This window comes from Nocardiopsis sp. iso_186 (assembly GCF_056173365.1).
The window spans coordinates 712385-730613 of the sequence record NZ_CM149670.1 but is presented as its reverse complement, the minus strand read 5'-3'; the positions used below and the strand labels follow the sequence as shown (position 1 = coordinate 730613).

The 18229-nt window shown below is 69.7% G+C and carries 17 protein-coding genes and 1 pseudogene; 7 read left to right on the top strand and 11 right to left on the bottom strand.

What is annotated here, in order from left to right; all coding sequences use genetic code 11:
* Nucleotides 1-102: 102 nt before the first annotated feature.
* Nucleotides 103-1797, bottom strand: a complete 1695-nt coding sequence (locus AC0VYP_RS03370; RefSeq protein WP_475472424.1) for a hypothetical protein — start codon at nt 1795-1797, stop codon at nt 103-105.
* 191 nt (nt 1798-1988) lie between these two features.
* A complete protein-coding gene (wecB, locus tag AC0VYP_RS03365; RefSeq protein ID WP_475472423.1) occupies nt 1989-3083 on the bottom strand; it encodes a non-hydrolyzing UDP-N-acetylglucosamine 2-epimerase in 1095 nt (364 codons plus the stop codon).
* Between the two features lie 78 nt (nt 3084-3161).
* Here wecB and AC0VYP_RS03360 point away from each other — a divergent pair, with 78 nt between their 5' ends.
* The 5 genes and pseudogenes from AC0VYP_RS03360 to AC0VYP_RS03340 all read left to right on the top strand — a co-directional run.
* Entirely contained in the window at nt 3162-4892 is a 1731-nt protein-coding gene (locus tag AC0VYP_RS03360) for a glycosyltransferase family 4 protein (RefSeq protein ID WP_475472422.1), read from the top strand.
* Nucleotides 4893-4967: 75 nt separating this feature from the next.
* A complete protein-coding gene (locus AC0VYP_RS03355; protein ID WP_475472420.1) occupies nt 4968-6290 on the top strand; it encodes a nucleotide sugar dehydrogenase in 1323 nt (440 codons plus the stop codon).
* 182 nt (nt 6291-6472) lie between these two features.
* Entirely contained in the window at nt 6473-7723 is a 1251-nt protein-coding gene (locus tag AC0VYP_RS03350; protein WP_475472418.1) for a glycosyltransferase family 4 protein, read from the top strand.
* 33 nt (nt 7724-7756) lie between these two features.
* Nucleotides 7757-7936 (top strand): hypothetical protein, encoded by a 180-nt coding sequence (locus tag AC0VYP_RS03345; RefSeq protein WP_475472416.1) that lies wholly within the window; start codon nt 7757-7759, stop codon nt 7934-7936.
* A pseudogene (locus AC0VYP_RS03340) lies at nt 7903-8087 on the top strand (malonic semialdehyde reductase); the annotation flags it as partial. The gene AC0VYP_RS03345 and the pseudogene AC0VYP_RS03340, both read left to right, overlap by 34 nt.
* Nucleotides 8088-8109: 22 nt before the next feature.
* Here AC0VYP_RS03340 and AC0VYP_RS03335 read toward each other — a convergent pair.
* From AC0VYP_RS03335 to AC0VYP_RS03300, 8 genes are all read right to left on the bottom strand, one after another.
* The gene (locus AC0VYP_RS03335) at nt 8110-8940 is read right to left on the bottom strand and encodes a glycosyltransferase family 2 protein (RefSeq protein WP_285761270.1); all 831 of its coding nucleotides are present in this window, start codon (nt 8938-8940) and stop codon (nt 8110-8112) included.
* 299 nt (nt 8941-9239) lie between these two features.
* Nucleotides 9240-10010, bottom strand: coding sequence for a CDP-alcohol phosphatidyltransferase family protein (locus AC0VYP_RS03330; protein ID WP_285761159.1), 771 nt, complete (start codon nt 10008-10010; stop codon nt 9240-9242).
* Entirely contained in the window at nt 9988-11037 is a 1050-nt protein-coding gene (locus AC0VYP_RS03325) for an iron-containing alcohol dehydrogenase family protein (protein WP_475474148.1), read from the bottom strand. The genes AC0VYP_RS03330 and AC0VYP_RS03325 overlap by 23 nt, the downstream gene beginning before the upstream one ends.
* Before the next feature lie 5 nt (nt 11038-11042).
* Nucleotides 11043-11774 carry a phosphocholine cytidylyltransferase family protein gene (locus tag AC0VYP_RS03320; protein ID WP_285761157.1) on the bottom strand — a complete coding sequence of 244 codons (732 nt, stop codon included), beginning with the start codon at nt 11772-11774 and terminating at the stop codon, nt 11043-11045.
* Between the two features lie 21 nt (nt 11775-11795).
* On the bottom strand, nt 11796-12443 hold the full coding sequence (locus tag AC0VYP_RS03315) for a DUF5941 domain-containing protein (protein WP_285761156.1): 648 nt from the start codon (nt 12441-12443) through the stop codon (nt 11796-11798).
* Nucleotides 12444-12450: 7 nt separating this feature from the next.
* Nucleotides 12451-13347, bottom strand: a complete 897-nt coding sequence (locus AC0VYP_RS03310) for a hypothetical protein (protein ID WP_475472414.1) — start codon at nt 13345-13347, stop codon at nt 12451-12453.
* A 97-nt stretch (nt 13348-13444) separates the two neighbouring features.
* A complete protein-coding gene (locus tag AC0VYP_RS03305; RefSeq protein ID WP_475472412.1) occupies nt 13445-14236 on the bottom strand; it encodes an ABC transporter ATP-binding protein in 792 nt (263 codons plus the stop codon).
* A complete protein-coding gene (locus tag AC0VYP_RS03300; RefSeq protein WP_285761153.1) occupies nt 14236-15066 on the bottom strand; it encodes an ABC transporter permease in 831 nt (276 codons plus the stop codon). Before AC0VYP_RS03300 ends, AC0VYP_RS03305 begins: the two co-directional genes overlap by 1 nt.
* Before the next feature lie 444 nt (nt 15067-15510).
* Here AC0VYP_RS03300 and AC0VYP_RS03295 point away from each other — a divergent pair, with 444 nt between their 5' ends.
* Entirely contained in the window at nt 15511-16278 is a 768-nt protein-coding gene (locus AC0VYP_RS03295; RefSeq protein WP_285761152.1) for an IspD/TarI family cytidylyltransferase, read from the top strand.
* A complete protein-coding gene (locus tag AC0VYP_RS03290) occupies nt 16275-17048 on the top strand; it encodes a glycerophosphodiester phosphodiesterase (RefSeq protein ID WP_475472410.1) in 774 nt (257 codons plus the stop codon). Before AC0VYP_RS03295 ends, AC0VYP_RS03290 begins: the two co-directional genes overlap by 4 nt.
* 73 nt (nt 17049-17121) lie before the next feature.
* On the opposite strand, the gene AC0VYP_RS03285 is transcribed toward AC0VYP_RS03290, so the two are convergent.
* Nucleotides 17122-18123, bottom strand: coding sequence for a glycosyltransferase family 2 protein (locus AC0VYP_RS03285; protein WP_285761269.1), 1002 nt, complete (start codon nt 18121-18123; stop codon nt 17122-17124).
* Nucleotides 18124-18229: the final 106 nt, after the last annotated feature.

Below are 18229 nucleotides of genomic sequence, written 5' to 3'. Positions count from 1 at the left end.
GAAATCTGATCTGATTGTGAGTGGGGGCAGAAAACCTCCCCCTACCCCCGGGGCGCTCCGGGGCTAGGGGCGTGTGCCCCTACCCCCTGCTCTCTAGCCCGCTCAGGCCGCGTGGGCGTGGTCGGGTTCGTTGTCGCGGCCTGCACTGCGCAGCCGACCAAGGGCCAGCAGTCTGGCGCCGTGGCGGTTCCACACCCCGGGGTGCAGGGCCTTGCGCACCAGTTCACGCCGGGCGACGTCGGGTCTGATCTCGCTGACGAACACGTACTCCTGTCCGGCGACCGCCCAATCGAGGTCGTCGGGGCGCGCCCCGTCCTCGACCGCTCCTCCGGGGGTGACCGCCGGGCCCACGGCGTCGGCTCCAGAGCATTCTGCCGCGCACAGCGCGTCAGCGAGGAACGCCTCGCCGACCGGTCCGGTCCACAGTGCCACCCACGGAGTGGTGGCCGTTTCGGCGAGCCGGGCCCAGTCCGCACGGGAGCGGCCCACGGTCGCGTCGGCCACGGTCCGCACGGTCAGACCGCGGGCCTGCAACCGCTTGACCCCGGCGAACTCCGTGCACGCCTCGGGCACCACGACCTCGGTGGGTGCATGCAGTTGGCGGAGCACGTCGTCGGCGAAGGCCAGCGAGGCGATGTCGTCGGCGGGGGCGGCCAGCACGGCCACCGCACGTCCGGTCAACGGCAGGGTGTCGGCTCCGGAGCCGGGTGCCAGGTGCACCTGGCCGAGGATCTCGGCCAGGCGTACCGGCGTGGCCCTTGCCAGGAAGATCGCGCGCAGTGCCCGGCGGGTCTCGCCCGGGGTGAGCGGTCCGTCGGCGACCACGCCGGCCAGGTCCTGTGGGGTGGCCCCCGTTCGGGTCGCCTGTTCGGGCAGACCGGATTCGGGGCGGGCTCCCACAAGCAGGGCGCGCGCTCCGCACGCCAGTGCGCGATCGGCCAGCCACGCGGTGCCGACGACTGCCGTGGAGGCCGTACGCAGCGTCTCGGGCAGACCGTCCCAGCGCACCGTCGCGCGGGTGAGGTCCTGCTCGGCGAGCGCCGGCGGCAGCGGGACGGGACGGCCCGCGGAGGGCACGTGCACGGGCGTGGGCACGCGTTCGGGCTCGGCCGCAACCGGGTTGAAACGGTGCAGCGGCACGCCGAGGTCGTCGTCGTGGACGTGGTCGAACCCGAGTGTGGCGAGCGCGGGCGGAGCCGGCGCGTCCTGGACCAGGACCGAGGGAACCCCTCGGGAGGCGGCCGCATCGATCACCCAGCGCAGCGCGCGGGTGCGGTCGGCCGCGGCCGGGTCTCCTATGTGCGCCCACGCGGTTCCCGGCTCGGCTGCGGAAGCCGTGACCAGTACGAGGTTGACGTCCACGGAGTCGAAGACGACCTGGGCGTCGTGCGGGCGGAGCGGGACGATGCGCGCGTAGGGCTCGATGGCCGCGCGTGCTTCGGGCGAGAGCACTCCGGCGACCACGATGCGGCTGTCGTGAGTGCCGGGCGTTCCCGAGAGCAGCCGCGCCTCCTGGCGCTCGGCGTCGTAGGACCGCGACGGTTCTGCGGTCCGACGGCGACGCGCACCGATCTGGTTGGTCCGGGTGCTGCCGCGCCACAGACGGTAGAGCTCGCGGGGCAGCCGGACGAGCCCGCGCGCGGGCCGCTTGGCGGCCCCGGTGAGCGCCCGCCCCACCTGGAGCGAAGTCAACCCCTCCAGTGCGGCGAGTCGGGTCTGGGCCTCGTGGAGCTGTGCCTCCCGGTCGGCGAGTGCCTTGCGCAGCTGCTCGGTCTGGCTCTGGTCACGTCGTTTCATAGCGTTGTCGGCGCGCGTCCCGCCCGCAGCGGCGGGGTGCTGGCGCCGAACCTCCTTTCACGTGCCACTGAGAGATACGGTCCGGCCCTGGCCGGTCCATCCTCGTGCTCCGGACGGGGGTGGTGTCCACAACCGGGGGTGCTTCTCCTGCGAGTGTCGCGAAAACCGCGCCGCCTCGGCGCGCGTCCGGCTCAGCCACGGCGGTCCAGTTCGCCCACCATGACCGCGGCGATGCGCTCGCCGGCGCGGCCGTCCCACAGCGGCGGGATCGAGTTGACCGCCCCGTTGGGGCGGTCCCCGGCGAGGATCTTGGCCATGAGACCGGGGAGTTCGGTGTCGGTCACCAGCCGGTTGGTCCCGTGGGTGATGGTGATGGGCCGCTCGGTGTTGGGGCGCAGCGTGAGGCAGGGCACCCCCAGGATGGTGGTCTCCTCCTGGACGCCGCCGGAGTCGGTGATGACGGCGGTGGAACCGCGGACCAGGGTGACGAAGTCCAGGTAGCCCAGAGGGGGCAGCAGGCGTACGCGCGGGTGGTCGGCCAGGCCGGCCGCCTCGAACGCCGCCTGGCCGCGCGGGTGGACCGGCATGACCACGTCAACCCCGTCGGCGACCTCGTGCAGGCGCGCCACCAGGCGCGCGACGATCGCGGGGTCGTCAACGTTGGCGGGGCGGTGCAGGGTCGCCGCGGCGTAGACGTCGGGCAGCCCCAGGCTCTCGCGCAGGGCCGCGGTGTCGAAGCGGTCGAGGTTGCCCAGCAGGGTGTCGATCATCGGGTTGCCCACGAGATGCACCCGGTCGACCGCCACGCCCTCGTTGACCAGGTGGCCGACCGCTTCGGGGCTGGTTGCGAAGGCGAGGTCGCTCAGCTGGTCGGTGACCCGGCGGTTGACCTCCTCGGGCATGGTCATGTCGAACGAGCGCAGTCCCGCCTCCACGTGGGCGACCGGGATGTGCAGCTTGGCGGCGACCAGGGCCGCGGCGAGCGTGGAGTTGACGTCGCCGTAGACGATGACGAAGGCGGGTGAACGGGAGATGAACTCCGCTTCCAGCCCTACCAGCAGTGCTGCCGTCTGCTCGGCGTGCGATCCCGAGCCCACTCCGAGGTCAACGTCGGGCCGTGGCAGACCCAGTTCGCGGAAGAACACCGCCGACATGCGGTCGTCGTAGTGCTGACCGGTGTGCACCACTGCCTGGCGCACACCCCTCTCCCGCAGTGCGGCCACCACGGGGGCGGCTTTGACGAAGTTCGGGCGGGCGCCGACGATATGCACGACCTCGTTGGACATGCGGGATCTCGCCTCTCAGGAAGTGAATCCGACCGTCCCGTGCACGACGCTTGTGCGTCACCGGGTGGTCATCATCGGGTGCTTTCATTCCGGACCGTGTACGACATCGTGAAAGCGGCCACCTTCACCGCGTCCCTGACCCTGCGCCACCTGCGGGACGAACCCGCCCGGCTGCCGCTCCTGGCCCTGCGGCTGCTCCCCGGGCCGATGCGGCGCGGTGCGCGCCGTACCGGTTCGGGGCTGGGACCGCTGCCCAGGGCCTACGCCCTGTGGGACGCGGGCCGCCGCACCGATGCCGAGGCCGTGGTGCGCGACGCCGCGGAGTCGGCCGGGCCTCGCCGGCTGGCGCGCCTGACCGCCTTCGCGATCGCGGTGGAGCGCCCCGGTCTGGCGGACCTCCTGTTGGCCCGGCTCCCGGAGGGGCCGCGCCGCGCCGCGCTGGCGCACCGGTTGAGCGTCCGGACAGGACGGACCATTCCTGTCCAAACACCTAGCCGGTGGGTCAACGCCAGCGTAGACCGGGTGCGGAGAACTCCGAGCTACCAACCGGTGAACGCTCGGGTACTGCATATCGTCAGCAATGCCCTACCGCACACGAACGCGGGTTACACCCAGCGCACGCACCGGATCGTGCTGGGCCAGCGCGCGGCCGGGCTGGATCCGCACGTGGTCACGCGGGTGGGTTTTCCTCTCACCAAGGGGGTGCTGGACGCGCGGACCACGGTGGAGGTGGACGGGATCCCCTACCATCGGCTGTTGCCGTGGCGGGCCCCGGCCGACGACGCCGAGGCGCTGGCCGCCGGTCTGCGGCTGGCGGAGCCCTTGGTGCGGCGGTTGCGCCCGGGGGTGCTGCACGCGGCGAGCGACTACCGCAACGCGCGGCTGGCCTTGGAGTTGGGCCGCAGATTCGGTCTGCCGGTGATCTACGAGGTGCGGGGGTTCCTGGAGGAGTCGTGGCTGTCCCGGGACCCCTCGCGCAGCCCCGACGACGCGTTCTTCGTGGCGGAGCGGGAACGCGAGACCGCCTGCATGCGTGAAGCCGACACGGTGGTGACGCTGGGCGAGGCCATGCGCGCCGAGATCGTGTCCCGTGGGATCGATCCGGCCAAGGTGGCCGTCGTGGCCAACGCAGTGGACGAGGCGTTCCTGGCCCCGCTCCCCGATGGGGCGGACCTGCGACGGGAGCTGGGTATCGGGCCCGACGACTTCGTGGTGGGCACGACGACCAGTTGCTACGGCTACGAGGGACTGGAGTCGCTGGTGGACGCCACCGCGCTGCTGCGCAAGCGCGGGGTGCCCGCACATGCCCTGGTGGTGGGGGACGGCCCGGAGTTGGGTGCGCTGCGCGAGCGGGCCGCGGCAGCGGGGCTAAACGGATACGCGCACTTCCCGGGCCGGGTCCCGGCCGAGCAGGTTCGGGTCCACCACGCGGCGTTGGACGTGTTCGCCGTCCCCCGCCGGGACGACCGGGTGTGCCGCTTGGTGACGCCGTTGAAACCGGTGGAGGCGATGGCGAGTGGGCTTCCTGTCGTCGCAAGTGATCTTTTGGCGCTCAGTGAAATTGTGAAACCCGGAGTGACGGGAGAGTTAATTCCCGCAGGCGACTCGGAAACCCTGTCGAATTGCCTGGAAAGACTGTTTTACAGTCCTGATGTACGAGAGGCGTACGGCTTAGCAGCACGTGAGAGTGTGGGCGCGCATCGCACATGGCGTGCGGCCGCATACATCTACATCGATGTGTACACCACGGTCAATCGTGGATTGTCCGAACCAGGCCATACCTCCTGGACACCGGCAACGCAGAACTAACCTCAGACGTCTAGTTCACTGAATTGCCGTTTCGACCTCTCCGGCAATCGCGAATTCACCACAAGGGAGAGAACTGTGGGCGTCTCGACCGCACCATCAGATCTGGTCGTCATCGGCCTCGGTTACGTGGGGCTGCCTCTGGCGCACGAGGCCAGCAAGGTCGGTTTGAAGGTCACCGGACTCGACGTGAGCCCACGGGTGATCGAGGGGTTGAACGCCGGCCGGTCGCACGTCAACGACCTCTCCGAGGCCGACATCGCCGTCATGCGCGCCGCGGGCTTCCAGGCCACGTCCGACCCGACCGTTCTGGGATCGACCCAGACGATCGTGATCTGCGTTCCCACGCCGTTGTCGGCGGAGGGCGGACCGGACCTTGGCGCGGTCACCGCCGCCGCCGAGGCGATCCGCGCGGAGCTGAAGCCCGGCACGCTCGTGGTCCTGGAGTCGACCACCTACCCGGGCACCACCGACGAGATCGTGCGACCGATCCTGGAGCAGTCGGGCCTGGTGGCCGGTGAGGACTTCTCCCTGGCGTTCTCACCGGAGCGTATCGACCCGGGCAACCCGGTCTACGGTGTGGCCAACACCCCCAAGGTCGTCGGGGGGCACACCGAAAGCTGCGGCGCCGCCGCCGGCGCCTTCTACGGCAAGTTCGTGCAGACGGTGGTCCAGGCGCACGGGACGCGCGAGGCCGAGATGGCCAAGCTGCTGGAGAACACCTACCGGCACGTCAACATCGCGCTGGTCAACGAGATGGCGATCTTCTGCCAGGAGCTCGGGGTCAACCTGTGGGACGCGATCGCGTGCGCGGGGACCAAGCCGTTCGGCTTCCAGGCGTTCTATCCCGGCCCCGGGGTGGGCGGGCACTGCATCCCGATCGACCCGAACTACCTGTCCTACAAGGTCAAGACGCTGGGGTACCCGTTCCGGTTCGTCGAGCTCGCGCAGGAGATCAACGCGCGGATGCCCTCCTACGTGTTGCAGCGGGCCCAGGAGATGCTCAACGACGCCGGTCTCGCGCTGTCGCGCTCCACGGTGCTGCTCCTGGGCGTGACCTACAAGGCCGATATCGCCGACCAGCGCGAGTCGCCGGCGCGCCCGGTGGCGGCCAAGCTCGCCGGCAAGGGCGCCACGGTGAGCTACCACGACCCCCGGGTCGCGGAGTGGACGGTGAACGGTGCAGCGGTGCCCCGCACCGAGGACCTGGAGCGGGCGTTGGCCGAGGCCGATCTCACCATTTTGCTCACCGACCACTCCGAGTACTCGGCGGAGCTGTTGACCCGGAACGCCAAGCTGCTCCTGGACACCCGGGGCGTGCTGCGCCGGCTGGGACCGGACGCGCAGCTGGACCACCGGATCACGACGCCGATCGCGCGCGAGGGCATCCAGGTCCTGTGACCTGAGCAGTGCCTGCCGGGAGGGGCCCACCACAACGGATGGTCGTGGTGGGCCCCTCGCGGTGGACCGGTCCGAGGTTCACTCAGCCAACGCCCCCCCGTAACCCTGCTTTTCACCGGCTGTTTCCCCCATTCCTTAGCGTGGGGCCGCACGACGGGCTGGCAGAGAGGCAGGCGACGGATATGCACGTGCTCGTGGCAACGGTGGTGCACCACCCGGAGGACGCCCGCATTCTGCACCGCCAGATCAGGGCGCTGCTGGACGCGGGACACACGGTCACCTACGTCGCTCCGTTTCGGGCTCGGGGTGTGACGCCCTGGCCGGAGCTGGTCGCGGTGGACGTGCCCAGGGCGGCCGGGCGGCGGCGGTTGGCCGCGCTGCGCGCGGCGCGGCGGGTGCTGGCCGAACACACCCCGGAGGCCGACGTCCTGCTCTTCCATGATCCGGAGCTCCTGCTCGCCCTGCCGTCGAACCGACCGGTGACGGTGTGGGACGTGCACGAGGACCCGGCCGCTGCCCTGCTGACGAAACCATGGGTACCGCGCTGGCTGCGTCAACCACTGGGGCCGGTGGTGCGCGGTTTCGAACGCCGGGCGGAGCGCAGGATGCGGCTGCTGTTGGCCGAGGAGGGCTACCGGGGGCGGTTCCGCGGTGAGCACCCGGTGGTACCCAACACGACCTACGTGCCGGGGCAGCCCGGACGCGAGCCAGGTGCCGATCGGGTCGTCTACCTGGGGCAGCTTTCCATGGCGCGCGGCGCGGCCGAGCTGGTCGAGCTGGGGCGGCGGCTGCGCCCGCACGGGGTTTCGGTGGAGGTGATCGGCGCGGCCGACGCCGAGGTCAGGCCGATGCTGCGTCAGGCGCAGCTGGAGGATGCGATCCGCTGGTACGGGTTCGTCCCCAACGACCAGGCGCTGCGGTTGGTCGGGGGCGCGTTGGCGGGACTGTCCCTGCTGCACGACACCCCCAATTACCGCCACTCCCTGCCGACGAAGGTCGTGGAGTACATGGCGCACGGCCTGCCCGTGGTGACTTCGCCCAATCCCGCGGCCGCGGCACTGGTGACGGACCAGCCGCAGGGCGAGTGCGGGATCGTGGTTCCGTTCAACGACGCGGATGCCGCGGTCGAGGCGGTGTTGCGGCTTCGCAAGGACGCCCGACTGCGCGGCGACTACGCCCGTACCGGGCACACGATCGCGCGGGACCGGTTCCACTGGCCGGTGCAGGCCGAGGCGTTCGTGCGGACGCTGGAGGAGTGGGCGGGGTGCGAACGTCCGACGCAGCCCCAGGTGTTCGTGCGCCGGGAACGCGGCGAGTCGGCGGGCGAGCCCGAAGGCCCGGAGGTTCCCGGGTTGCCACAGCAGGCGGGGACACAACAATGGCGGGGGCCACGCCGCGGGGCCGGAATCACCGCCTCGGACAGCGATTTGTGAATCGGGAAGCAGAAGATTTCGCTTTCCCGTCCGATGAGGTGGTCGTGTTCCACCCCGCCCCCCCTGGAACTCGCCGGAGAAGCCCAGGACCCGCTGTTCGGTGAAGCCCACAGCGCCAAGACGTTCACCGGTGAACCGGTCACCGACGGGCAGGTGCGCGCGATCTACGAGCTGGTGAAGTACGGGCCGCAGGTCTGGCCGCAGGCCCGATGACCGGCTCCGATTTTGCCGGCGTGGACGCGGAGTTCCATCCCGACAAACGGCTGCGGAACCTGGTCGTGGTGAACATCGGCCGCCCCGGCCCCAACGCCTGGCAGGCACGGCTCCCCGCTTGGAATACGACGAGATCGTCGCCGAGCTTTGAGGCGTCGAGGAGCCGAGCCGGATCAGATGACGGGGGGCCGGCCGTCCTTGGTCATGCGCCAGGCGGTTGACCATCGAATGGGGGTACGGGGTCCGGCATCGCTGCGCCAGCCCTCGCCGAACCCTGAGAACCAGGAGCGCAGCGCGGGGCGGGAACGCTCGCGCAGCACCGTCATCCCCACCCACGTGCCCAGGTAGGCCAGTGCCAGCGGCCAGGGGAGGTTGCGCCGTGCCAGCCATACCCGGTTGCGGGCGTTGAGGCGGTAGAAGTCTGCGTGCCGGGTGGGGGCGACCGCAGGGTGGTACATGACCGCTTCGGCGTCGTACTCGATGTGGAAACCGGCATCGAGGATGCGCCAGGCGAGGTCGGTCTCCTCATGGGCGTAGAAGAACGCTCCGGGCAGCCCCCCGCCCATGTCGAAGGCGGTGCGTCGAACCGCTGAGGCGCCGCCCAGGAAGGTGGTGACCCTGCTGGAACGCCGGGGGTCGCCCACGCGCAGCCGGGGGACGTGCCTGCGCTGGTCGGGCCCGCCGTCGGGGTCGGCGATACGGAACGACAGCGCCCCCAGCTCGGGGTCGGCGGCGAAACGGTCGTGCACGTGACGGGCGAGATCACGCGATCGGTACCAGCCGTCGTCGTCGAGGAAGACCACGATGTCGCCGGTACTGATCTTGACGCCCTCGTTGCGCCCCGCCGGGATTCCGATGTTCTCGGGCAGGCGCAGCGTGACAACGCCCTCTCCGAGTTCGGGGAGGTCCGAGCCGTTGCCGACGACGATGACCTCGGTGTCAACGTCCTCCTGCTCGAAGACGCTCTGGATCGCCCGGCGCAACTCCGCCGGGCGATTTCCCATGGTCAGCAGGATCACCGAGATCTTCAACCGCTGCACACCTTCACGATCCCCCGAACCGGCCTGTTCTCCTGCGACCGGATGCGAAACCTCTGCGGCGTCCTGGATGGACACTCCCGCCACGACGGACTCGTCGGTCTGCCGAGGGGCGCTCGAGGGGACAGAACTGCTCATCTGCAACCGTTCGTCGAGTTGGATGGCCAAGGGTAGCGAGATAGAGGGAGTCTACGCTCGCACACAGCGGGTAACGATCGAATAAATCGAGGATTGACTTTCGGCTTTTGCGGGCACATCGGCGCGTTCTAGTGCAGTCGGCGCGAAGCGAGCACGCTGACCAGGTGCAGCACCGTCTGCAGGGCCGCCACGGCGACACACACCACGACCAGCACCTGGGTGGCGAGCAGGTCGCCGCGGAACTGGTCCACGACGGCCACGACCACCACCAGCAGCGACAGTTCGACGGCCTGGATCACGCGGTGGAAGAGCAGCGCGGAGGCGATCTTGCGGGCCAGGCCCAGTCCGGCCGAACGCGGTTGCATCGCGGAGTCGGCGATCTTCTCCGGAAGTCCGGCCTTGGCGCGGGCCACCACCACGTTGTCGGTCTCGACCTTGATCAGCGCGGCACCAATGGCGGCAGCCATGCCGGCGATGACCCAGATCCCCGCCTCGAACCCGCCCTGGGCACGGATGCCAAGCCCGATGAGCAGCGCGATCTCGGACAGGTAGTGACCGATACGGTCCAGGTAGATGCCCGCGACGCTGGTGCGCCCGGTGTAACGGGCCACCTCGCCGTCAGAGCAGTCGAGCAGCAGGTAGATCTGGATCAGCACGGCGGCGAGGATCGCCGACCACAGGCCACCGAAGGCCAGGGCGACCCCGGCCAGGACGCCGAACGCCATCATCAGGTAGGTGATGGGGTTCGGCGGAACACCCATGCGCACGAAGACGGTGCTCAGGTAGGGCGAGAGGTCGCGCATGTAGAGCCGACCGGCCCAGTGCTCCTCGTTGACGCGCTCCTTGATCCCTTCCGGCTGGCCGCCGGAGCGGACCTCAGCGACTGAGGGCTTGGACATAGTCACGGACGCTCCGGGCGATCTCGTCTTCGGTCAGGTTGAGGTGCTCCAGGACCGTGAAGCGTCCCGGGCGGGTGGCGGGTGCCAAGGCGATCGCGCGCGCGAAGTCCTCCTCTCCCAGACCGACGTCAGCGGGGGTGGTGGGGAGGTCGTGGCGCAGCAGGCAGGCGCGCACGTCGGCGAAACGCTGGTGGCCTTCGTCCAGGCGGGTGGTGCACAGGAAGGTGGCGAACAGCGCGCCCAGACCGGCGAGCTCGCCGTGGTTGCTGGTGCCGGGGTAGAGCTGGTCGATGGCGTGCAGGATCTCATGGCAGGCGCCACTGGCGGGCCGGCTCGACCCGGCGACCGACATCGCCATACCCGAGAGCACCAGTGCCTCCGCCAGGACGGTGAGGAACTCCTGGGACTCGATGGAGTCGGGGCGGTGCAGGATGGCCTCGGCCGCGACCCGGGCGAAGGTGACGGCCATGCCGTCCACCGGCTCGCCCTGCTCGCGTCCGGCCAGTTCCCAGTCGGCGATGGCCGAGAGGTTGCTGACCACGTCACCGATACCGGAGCGGACCAGGCGCGGGGGCGCCGCACGCACGTAGTTGACGTTGACGATGACCGCGATGGGCATGACGACGCCGTAGGAGCCCTTTCCGCTCTCGTGCTCCAGCGAACTGACCGGTGAGGCGATGCCGTCGTGGGAGAGGTTGGTGGCCACGGCCACCATGGGGATCCCGGCCATGGAGGCGGCGAACTTGGCGACGTCGATGGTCTTGCCGCCGCCGATCCCCGCCACCGCCTCGAACGCGCCGGCGCGCAGTTTCTTGCCCAGTTCGTTGGCGACGTTGACGCTGCCGCCCTCGACCTGGAAGATCTCGCAGTGCGGGAGATCGAGGTCGGCGGCGATCTGGGCCCCCTGGCCCGGACCGACCGCCACGGCGATGCGGCCCTCGTTGGCGATGCGGCGGTCCGCCAGCAGCACCCCGAGGTCGGCGATCGCGCCGCGACGCACGTCGATTGCCAGGGGGGAGGAAACCATCCGGGCTAGTAGCGGCATGCGATCTCCCGCGCGCGGGCGAGGTCGTCGTGGTTGTCGACCTCGACCCAGTCCACCTTGCCGATGGGGGCGACGGCGACCTTGCCGCCACGGTTGACGAGCTCCTGGTAGCCGTCCTCGTAGTACAGGTCGGGGTCGCGCTCCCAGGTGGCCTTCAGAGCGTCGGCGAGGCGACCCGCCAGCGAGCCCTCGATGAGGGTGGCCCCGATGTACTCGCCGGCGGCGGTGGCCGGGTCCATGAGTTTGGTGATCCGCGCGACGTGGCCGGCCTCGTCCAGGGTCACCTTCATCTCCTCTTCGGCCAACGTCTTCACGTTGTCCACCGCGAGGAGCAGTTCCGGTCCGCGTGCGGCGAACAACGTCTCTTCGACGCTCACCGGGTGCACGGTGTCGCCGTTGACGAGGAGGACGCCCTCGGCGAAGTGGTCGCGGGCCGTCCACAGGGAGTAGGCGTTGTTCCACTCCTCTGCCTTGTCGTTGTGGACGAGGGTGATGCTGACGCCGTGGCGCTGCTCCAGCGCCTCCTTGCGCTGCTCCACCGCTTCGGAGCGGTAGCCGACCACGACGACGACGTCGGTGAGACCCGAGGCCGCGAGGTTGTGCAGCGAGATGTCCATGATGGTGGTCTCACCATCGACGGGGACGAGGGCCTTGGGCAGGGTGTCGGTGTAGGGGCGGAGCCGTCGGCCCGCTCCCGCAGCGAGGACCATACCGAGCATGGAGACGCCTTCCTTCGTTTTTCAGATCGCGGAGGCGTCAATGCCTCCTGCTTCGTTGCGCGGCTCGCCGGCCTCCGTGGGAACGGGGGCGTCGAGCCAACTGGTAGCGGACTCCCACACGAGCAGGACCACCAGGTATCCGGCCAGCAGCCCGTAGGTGAAGGGGAGCCAGCCCAGGACCCCGCCCATGGCGATGAGCAGCATCCGCCCGTCCCAACCGAGCATGGCGCGCATGGTCCGCCGGGAAGGCCGCACACCACAGGTCGCTCTGCGCACGGCCGAACCGTGATGCACGACGACCACGGTCATGAGTGCGAACACCAGCGGCCCGGGTACGCCTGCACCGTAGCCCAGCGCGAAGAGATATAGGTACTCCGCTGCGCGCAGGAGGGGGGGCACCAGCCAATCAAATCGTCCGTCATGGGGGTGCCCGGAGGCAACTCCGGACAACAGGAGTGCTGCGGCAGGTGCGAACAGGGTGGCCCCGGCGAGGTCGCCCAACCCGGCGACGAGGAGTGCCGCCAGCACGAGGGAACCCGCCAAAACGGGAAGCAGCGGAGGAAGCGCCCCCTGGACGAGGGTACCGATTCCACTGCTCAGATGGCCGTCATCGCGAAGAAAACGCAGGTCTGCACAATTCCGTGGCGCAACCAAAGGCTTCGAGGTCATATCCGCCTCAAGAGGTAGGACGAACCGGATCCGCGAGCTCACCGGCGACAGCCAGGACGGACCCTACGATCAATGCGATAAAGGTCACGCGAACGTCCCAAATCGTTACCGTAACGGCGATGAGGAAGAAGCGCTCGGACTGCGCGAAGCGCCCCAGGGCACGCAGAGGACCCAGTGGGGTCGAAGGCGCGATCCCCGCCCGTGCCCGCGGCGGGACGGAACGGTCAGGACCGGCGGCCAACGGCCGCAGCCCTTCGCCGCGGGTGGGCGGCGTGGTCCGGATGGGGATCACCGGATTGCCCTCGGCACCGGGACGGTCGTCGTTCGATACCCGTTTGCCCAGGAGTTCGTCGGTGAACGAGGCGTCCGCGGGAACGCGTCCGTGCCGGCTCGGATCCACGGCGTCGATGGGCGAGGGCCGACGCTGCCCCGGTACCCGGCCGGGCGCCTGCCGGACCTCGCGCGAGGGACCAGAGGCCAGAGCGGCTGCACGGGCCGTACGGACCGCCTCGCGCAGCGCCAGGGCGATGAGAGCTCCCGCGGCCCAGGCCCAGGCGTCGGCGATTCCGGCCACGACGCCGCCGATGGCCAGTCCGACGCAGAGCACGCACTCGCGCAGCTGGGCGAGCAGGGGAACCGCCCAGGCGGTCAGTGGATCCCACGGGCGGCTCCGGGCCAGGCGCAACCCCACCGCGTCGGTGAACAGCACAGCAGCGAGCAGGACGGATCCCACCAGGCTGCTCCGCACTCCCGGCGCGGTGAACCAGACGGCGGCCGCAACGGTGATGAAGAGGCCGATTCGCGCCGCGCCCGCAGGTGTGACGCCCCTACGGCGGGACCAGCGCGCGACGGGACCAGCGAGCGGCGCGAAACCGCGGAGGGTGAGTACACCGGTCTCCGTCACCAACCGTGTCCCCCTCCGCGCGCCACTGCGCAACCGTCTCCCAGTGGGGGACGGTTGGCAAGTATCGACGCGCGGAGGAGAGGGGTGGGCTGCGGACTCAGGCGGCCTTGCCGCCGTCCTTCTTCTTGCGGGCCGCGATCTCGGCCTTGGTGTCAACGTTGTAGGCGTTCAACGCCTCGGTGATGTCGCTGTCCAGCACGAGGTCGCCCTGCTTGACGTAGAGGCCGCGGTTGCAGAACCGCTTGAGGTCGCCCTCGTTGTGCGAGACCAGGACCATGGTGCGCTCGTTCTCGAGCATCTTCTCGATGGCCTTGTAGCACTTCTCGCGGAAGGATTTGTCCCCGACCGCAAGGACCTCGTCGACAAGCATGATGGGGTGTTCGAGCTGGGAGATCAGCGCGAACCCCAGCCGGACCTTCATGCCGCTGGAGTAGTGGCGCACTGGAGTGTCGATGAAGCCGGGCTTGATCTCGGCGAAGTTGACGATCTCCTCGAAGCGGTCCTCCAACATCTTGGGGGTCATCCCGTGCAGCGACCCCACCAGGTGCACGTTCTCCCGGCCGGTGAGCTGGTCGTTGAAGCCGGCACGCAGTTCCAGGAGCGGGGCGACCTTGCCGCGCACGGTCACGGTGCCCTCGTCCGGCAACAGCACGCCCGCGATCATTTTGAGAAGCGTGGACTTACCGGTTCCGTTCTTGCCGACGATGCCCACGCAGTCGCCCTTGGCGACCTCGAAGGACACGTTGCGCAGCGCCCAGAAGTCGCTGGCGGCCTTGTTGGGGTCGCGCTTGGTGCCGTGGATGAACATCTCGCGGATGCTGCGCTTGCGTCGGCGGTTCATCGCGAACTTGACGCCAAGCCCCTTGGCCTCGATGACCGGCTGGGCCATTACAACTCCTTCAGGACGGCGCTCTCGAGCCGCCGGAACGTGAGGTACCCGATCAACAGCATAAGGAAGGCCCCACCGATGGTGGTGCACAGGGACAGTGTGCCTGGGGCCTCGCTGGGATACCACACGGCGTGATGCAACTGGAAGATACCGACCAGCGGGTTCAACTCGTAGACGAGCTTGAACCAGTCGGGCAGTCCCGAGTTGAGCACCATGGAGAGCGGATAGAGGATCGGCGAGCTGTACATCAGCACCCGGGTGAGGATGCGGATGACCCGTTCGACATCGCGCATCAGCACGTTGATGCAGGACAGCAGCAGCGTGAAACCGAGGGTGATGGCGAACTGCAGGACGATGGCCAGCGGAAGCCACAGCAGGCTCCAGCCGGTCTGGCCGCCGAGGACGAACACGAACACCAGCAGGATCGGCCAGGTGAGCAGGTACTCGACGAACTTGGTCTGCACGATGGCGAGCGGGAAGATCTCGCGGGGGACCTTCATGGTCGTGATGAGTTTGGCGTGCGTGATGAGCGCCTTGCACGCGTCGGTGAGGGCGCCGCTCATCCAGAGCCAGGGAAGCAGCCCCGACAGCAGGAAGAGTGCGTAACCGCCTGGTGCGTCGGGGCCTCCGGGTGCCGAGCGGGCACTGCCCTCCCCTGGCACGAAGAGGACACCAAAGACGAAGAAGTAGATGCTGGCCATGGCCAGCGGTTCCAGAAGCGACCAGGCGTAGCCCAGGATCGATTGCTGGTATTTGACCTTCAGGTCACGGCGAACCAGGAGTCCTACAACTTTCCGGTTCTGCCAGACGGCCAGCGCCCTAGACGCCACCGCCACCTCCTCGGGGTGTGCAGTCGTATTGAGTCGATCGCACCGCGTGCATGCCACGGCGAGGTCGCGTTCTTCTCGCGTGCCCTGACCATGTCGGGTGCGTCTGGGGGGCGACCACGACGCGCTATCGAGCACGAGCGGCCGTGCGCCGCAACAGGGCGTCGCCATGACGGCTGACTTTTCGGAAACCCGGCTGTGTCGCCGGTTGACCAGCCGAGCCTTGAGCCGGCGTCGCGCGCTGGGGGTGCGGGTCTCGGCGACCGATCTTTTCACAATTCGTCAACCGGTCACCGCGCCGGGCGCCTATCAGGGTACCGGGACGGCGGACCGACCGGCCCATTGCATGGCGGTTGTTCGGGAATTGTTGGCTTTTGGGCACGTGGGACCGAGGACGAGGTCCGCTAATGTCAACAGTTGTTCTCAGCTGAGAAGGGAGTCCCGCACATGGAGGGGCACGTGGGACCGACCGGTCCGCAGCCGGCCGGGCGACCGCGGGTGACAGCGGCGGTGCTCGCGGGCGGGGTGGGCGTCCGGATGGGCGCCCCCGGCCCCAAGCAGTTGATGCGGCTGGCCGGACGGACCATCATCGAGCACTCCATCGCCGCGTTCTGCGCGGCCCCCGAGGTTGACGAGGTGGTCGTGCTGATGGTCGCCGACAGGATCACCGAGGTGGAGCAGATCGTGGCCTCCGGCGGTTACACCAAGGTCGCCCGGATCGCTGCGGGCGGGACCGACCGCACCGGCACCTCTGCGGCGGCTCTGCGGTTGCTCCAGGACCGTCCCGGCACCGACCTGGTGCTCCTGCACGACGCCGTGCGCCCGCTCGTCGCCCCCGCCACCATCGCAGCGTGCGTGAAGGCACTGGGACGGTTCGGCGCGGTCGGGGTCGCGGTGCCGTCGAGCGACACGGTGGTGGAGGCGGAGTTCGGCCCGGACGGTGCGGAGGTCATTCGGCACGTCCCGCCGCGCGCGTCCTTGCGCCGCATGCAGACGCCGCAAGGGTTCCGGCTGGACGTCATTCGCAGCGCCTACGCGCTTGCACTGGCCGACCCCGCTCTGGTGGCCACCGACGACTGCGGGGTGGTCCTTCGCTACCTTCCCCGGGAACCGGTGCGGCTGATCGCCGGCGAGGAGTCCAATATCAAGGTCACCCATCCGGGTGACGTCGCCGTGGCGGAGTCGCTGCTGCGCGAGCGTGAGGGGGCATCGTGATCTTCACTCCGACCGAGGTCATCGGGCATCGCGGTGCCGGCCGCGGAATTGTCGCCGGCGCGGTGGAGAACACCCGGGAATCCTTCACCGCGGCCGTGGCCGCGGGAGTCGACTGGGTGGAGGTGGACGTACGGCGCAGCGCCGACGACGTGCTGCTGGTCCACCACAACGCGGCCCTCGACGACGGGCGGGCCGTCGTCAACCTTCCCGCACGGGAGGCGCGCGCCGCCGGACTCGCCACCTTCGAGGAGATCCTGGAGGTGCTCCCCACCGATATCGGGCTGGACGTGGACGTCAAGACGGTCATGGAGGACGCGGTGGACGCCCCCGCGCGTCGCACGACCTCCCTGGTCCTGCCCCACCTGCGCCGTGAGGCGGCGCGGCGCAGGGTGATGGTGTGCTCGTTCGACCCGGGAGTGCTGACCGCGGTCCATGAGGGCGCCCCGGAAGTGGCGACGGCATGGATGCCCTTCGTGCGCGGCCCCCTGGACCAGGCGGTCGCCGGAGCGGCGGGCCTGGGATGTCGGCTGGTGGCGATCGACGCCCGGTCCTTCGGGCTGCTCGGCGAGGCACCGCGCCCGGGTGCGCGCCCGGTCGGGTACACCGTGGAACTCGCGCACCGTGCCGGATTGCAGGTTCTTTCGTGGTGCCCCGGCCCGGCGGACGCGGCGCGTTTCGCCGCGGCGGGGATGGACGCCGTCGTCGTGGACGACGTCCCAGGTGTCATCGAGGCCCTTGGCAGGACCGGGGTCGCGTCCGGCACCCGCTAGGACGGGGCCGCGCCTCGAAGGCACGGGGGAAGCGGGACGACGGCCTGCGCCGGGGCCCGGCCGCCGTCACCGGTCAGGCGTTCTGGGTACGGGTGCGCGCCGTGCGGGAGTCCTTGCCCAAACCGGGCGGACTGGTGATGAAACCCGCTCCCCACGCCATGTGCATGGTGCCCAGGGCGACCGGGATGGCCATTCGGGCCTTGACCGGGAGGCCGGCGCCCAGCAGGACCGATGCGCCGGTGATCGCAACGGCGTAACCGGCCGGGACCAGCCAGGCCGGCCAGAAGAGGAAACCCCCGACGAGACCGGCGACGACCCCGGTGAGGGCGATCGGTGGGGCGAGGTAGCGCAGGTTGATGGTGCCCTTGTGCTGGCGGGCCACGACCCGGCGCCAACGGCCGTAGTGGAAGTACTGCTTGGCGAGCGCCTTCACGCTGGGGCGCGGCCGGTAGGAGACCCGCATACGGGGCTGGAACCACACCGTGCCGCCGGTGGCGCGGATGCGGTGGTTCATCTCCCAGTCCTGGGCCCGCAGGAACGCCTCGTCGTAGCCCTGTACGCGGTCGAGCGCGGAACGACGGAAGACCCCCAGGTAGACGGTGTCGGCGGGGCCGCCCTGGCCACCGGTGTGAAAACGGGCGTTGCCCACTCCGATTTTGGACGTCATGGCGGCGGCGACGGCCCGTTCCCAGTCGGTCTCGCCCTCGGCGGCCATGATTCCGCCGACGTTGTCGGCACCGGTCTCCTCAAGCGTTTCCACGGCCACGCGGAGGTAGTCGGCGGGCATCATGGCGTGCCCGTCGATACGCGCGACGATGTCATGGGAGGAGGCCGCGATGGCCGCGTTGAGTCCCGCTGGGGTCCGCCCGGTGGGGTTGGGAACGACTTTGACCCTCGGATCGTCCGCGGCCAGGGCGTCGGCGACCTCCTGGGTCCGGTCCGTGGAGGGACCGACCGCGAGGACGACCTCCAGCTCACCGGGATAGTCCTGGCTGAGCACGTGGCGAACAGCGGCTTGGAGGTGGCGTTCCTCGTTGAGGATGGGGGTTACTACCGAGACGGCCGGCCAGGTCACGGGCATGTCCAAAGAGTTCGGGCGGCAGGGGAGAAAAGAGACGGGGGGATGCGCAGTCGCAACGGTACTGCACCCTGCTCGCAGGCAGTGCGCGTCGAACGGGCCG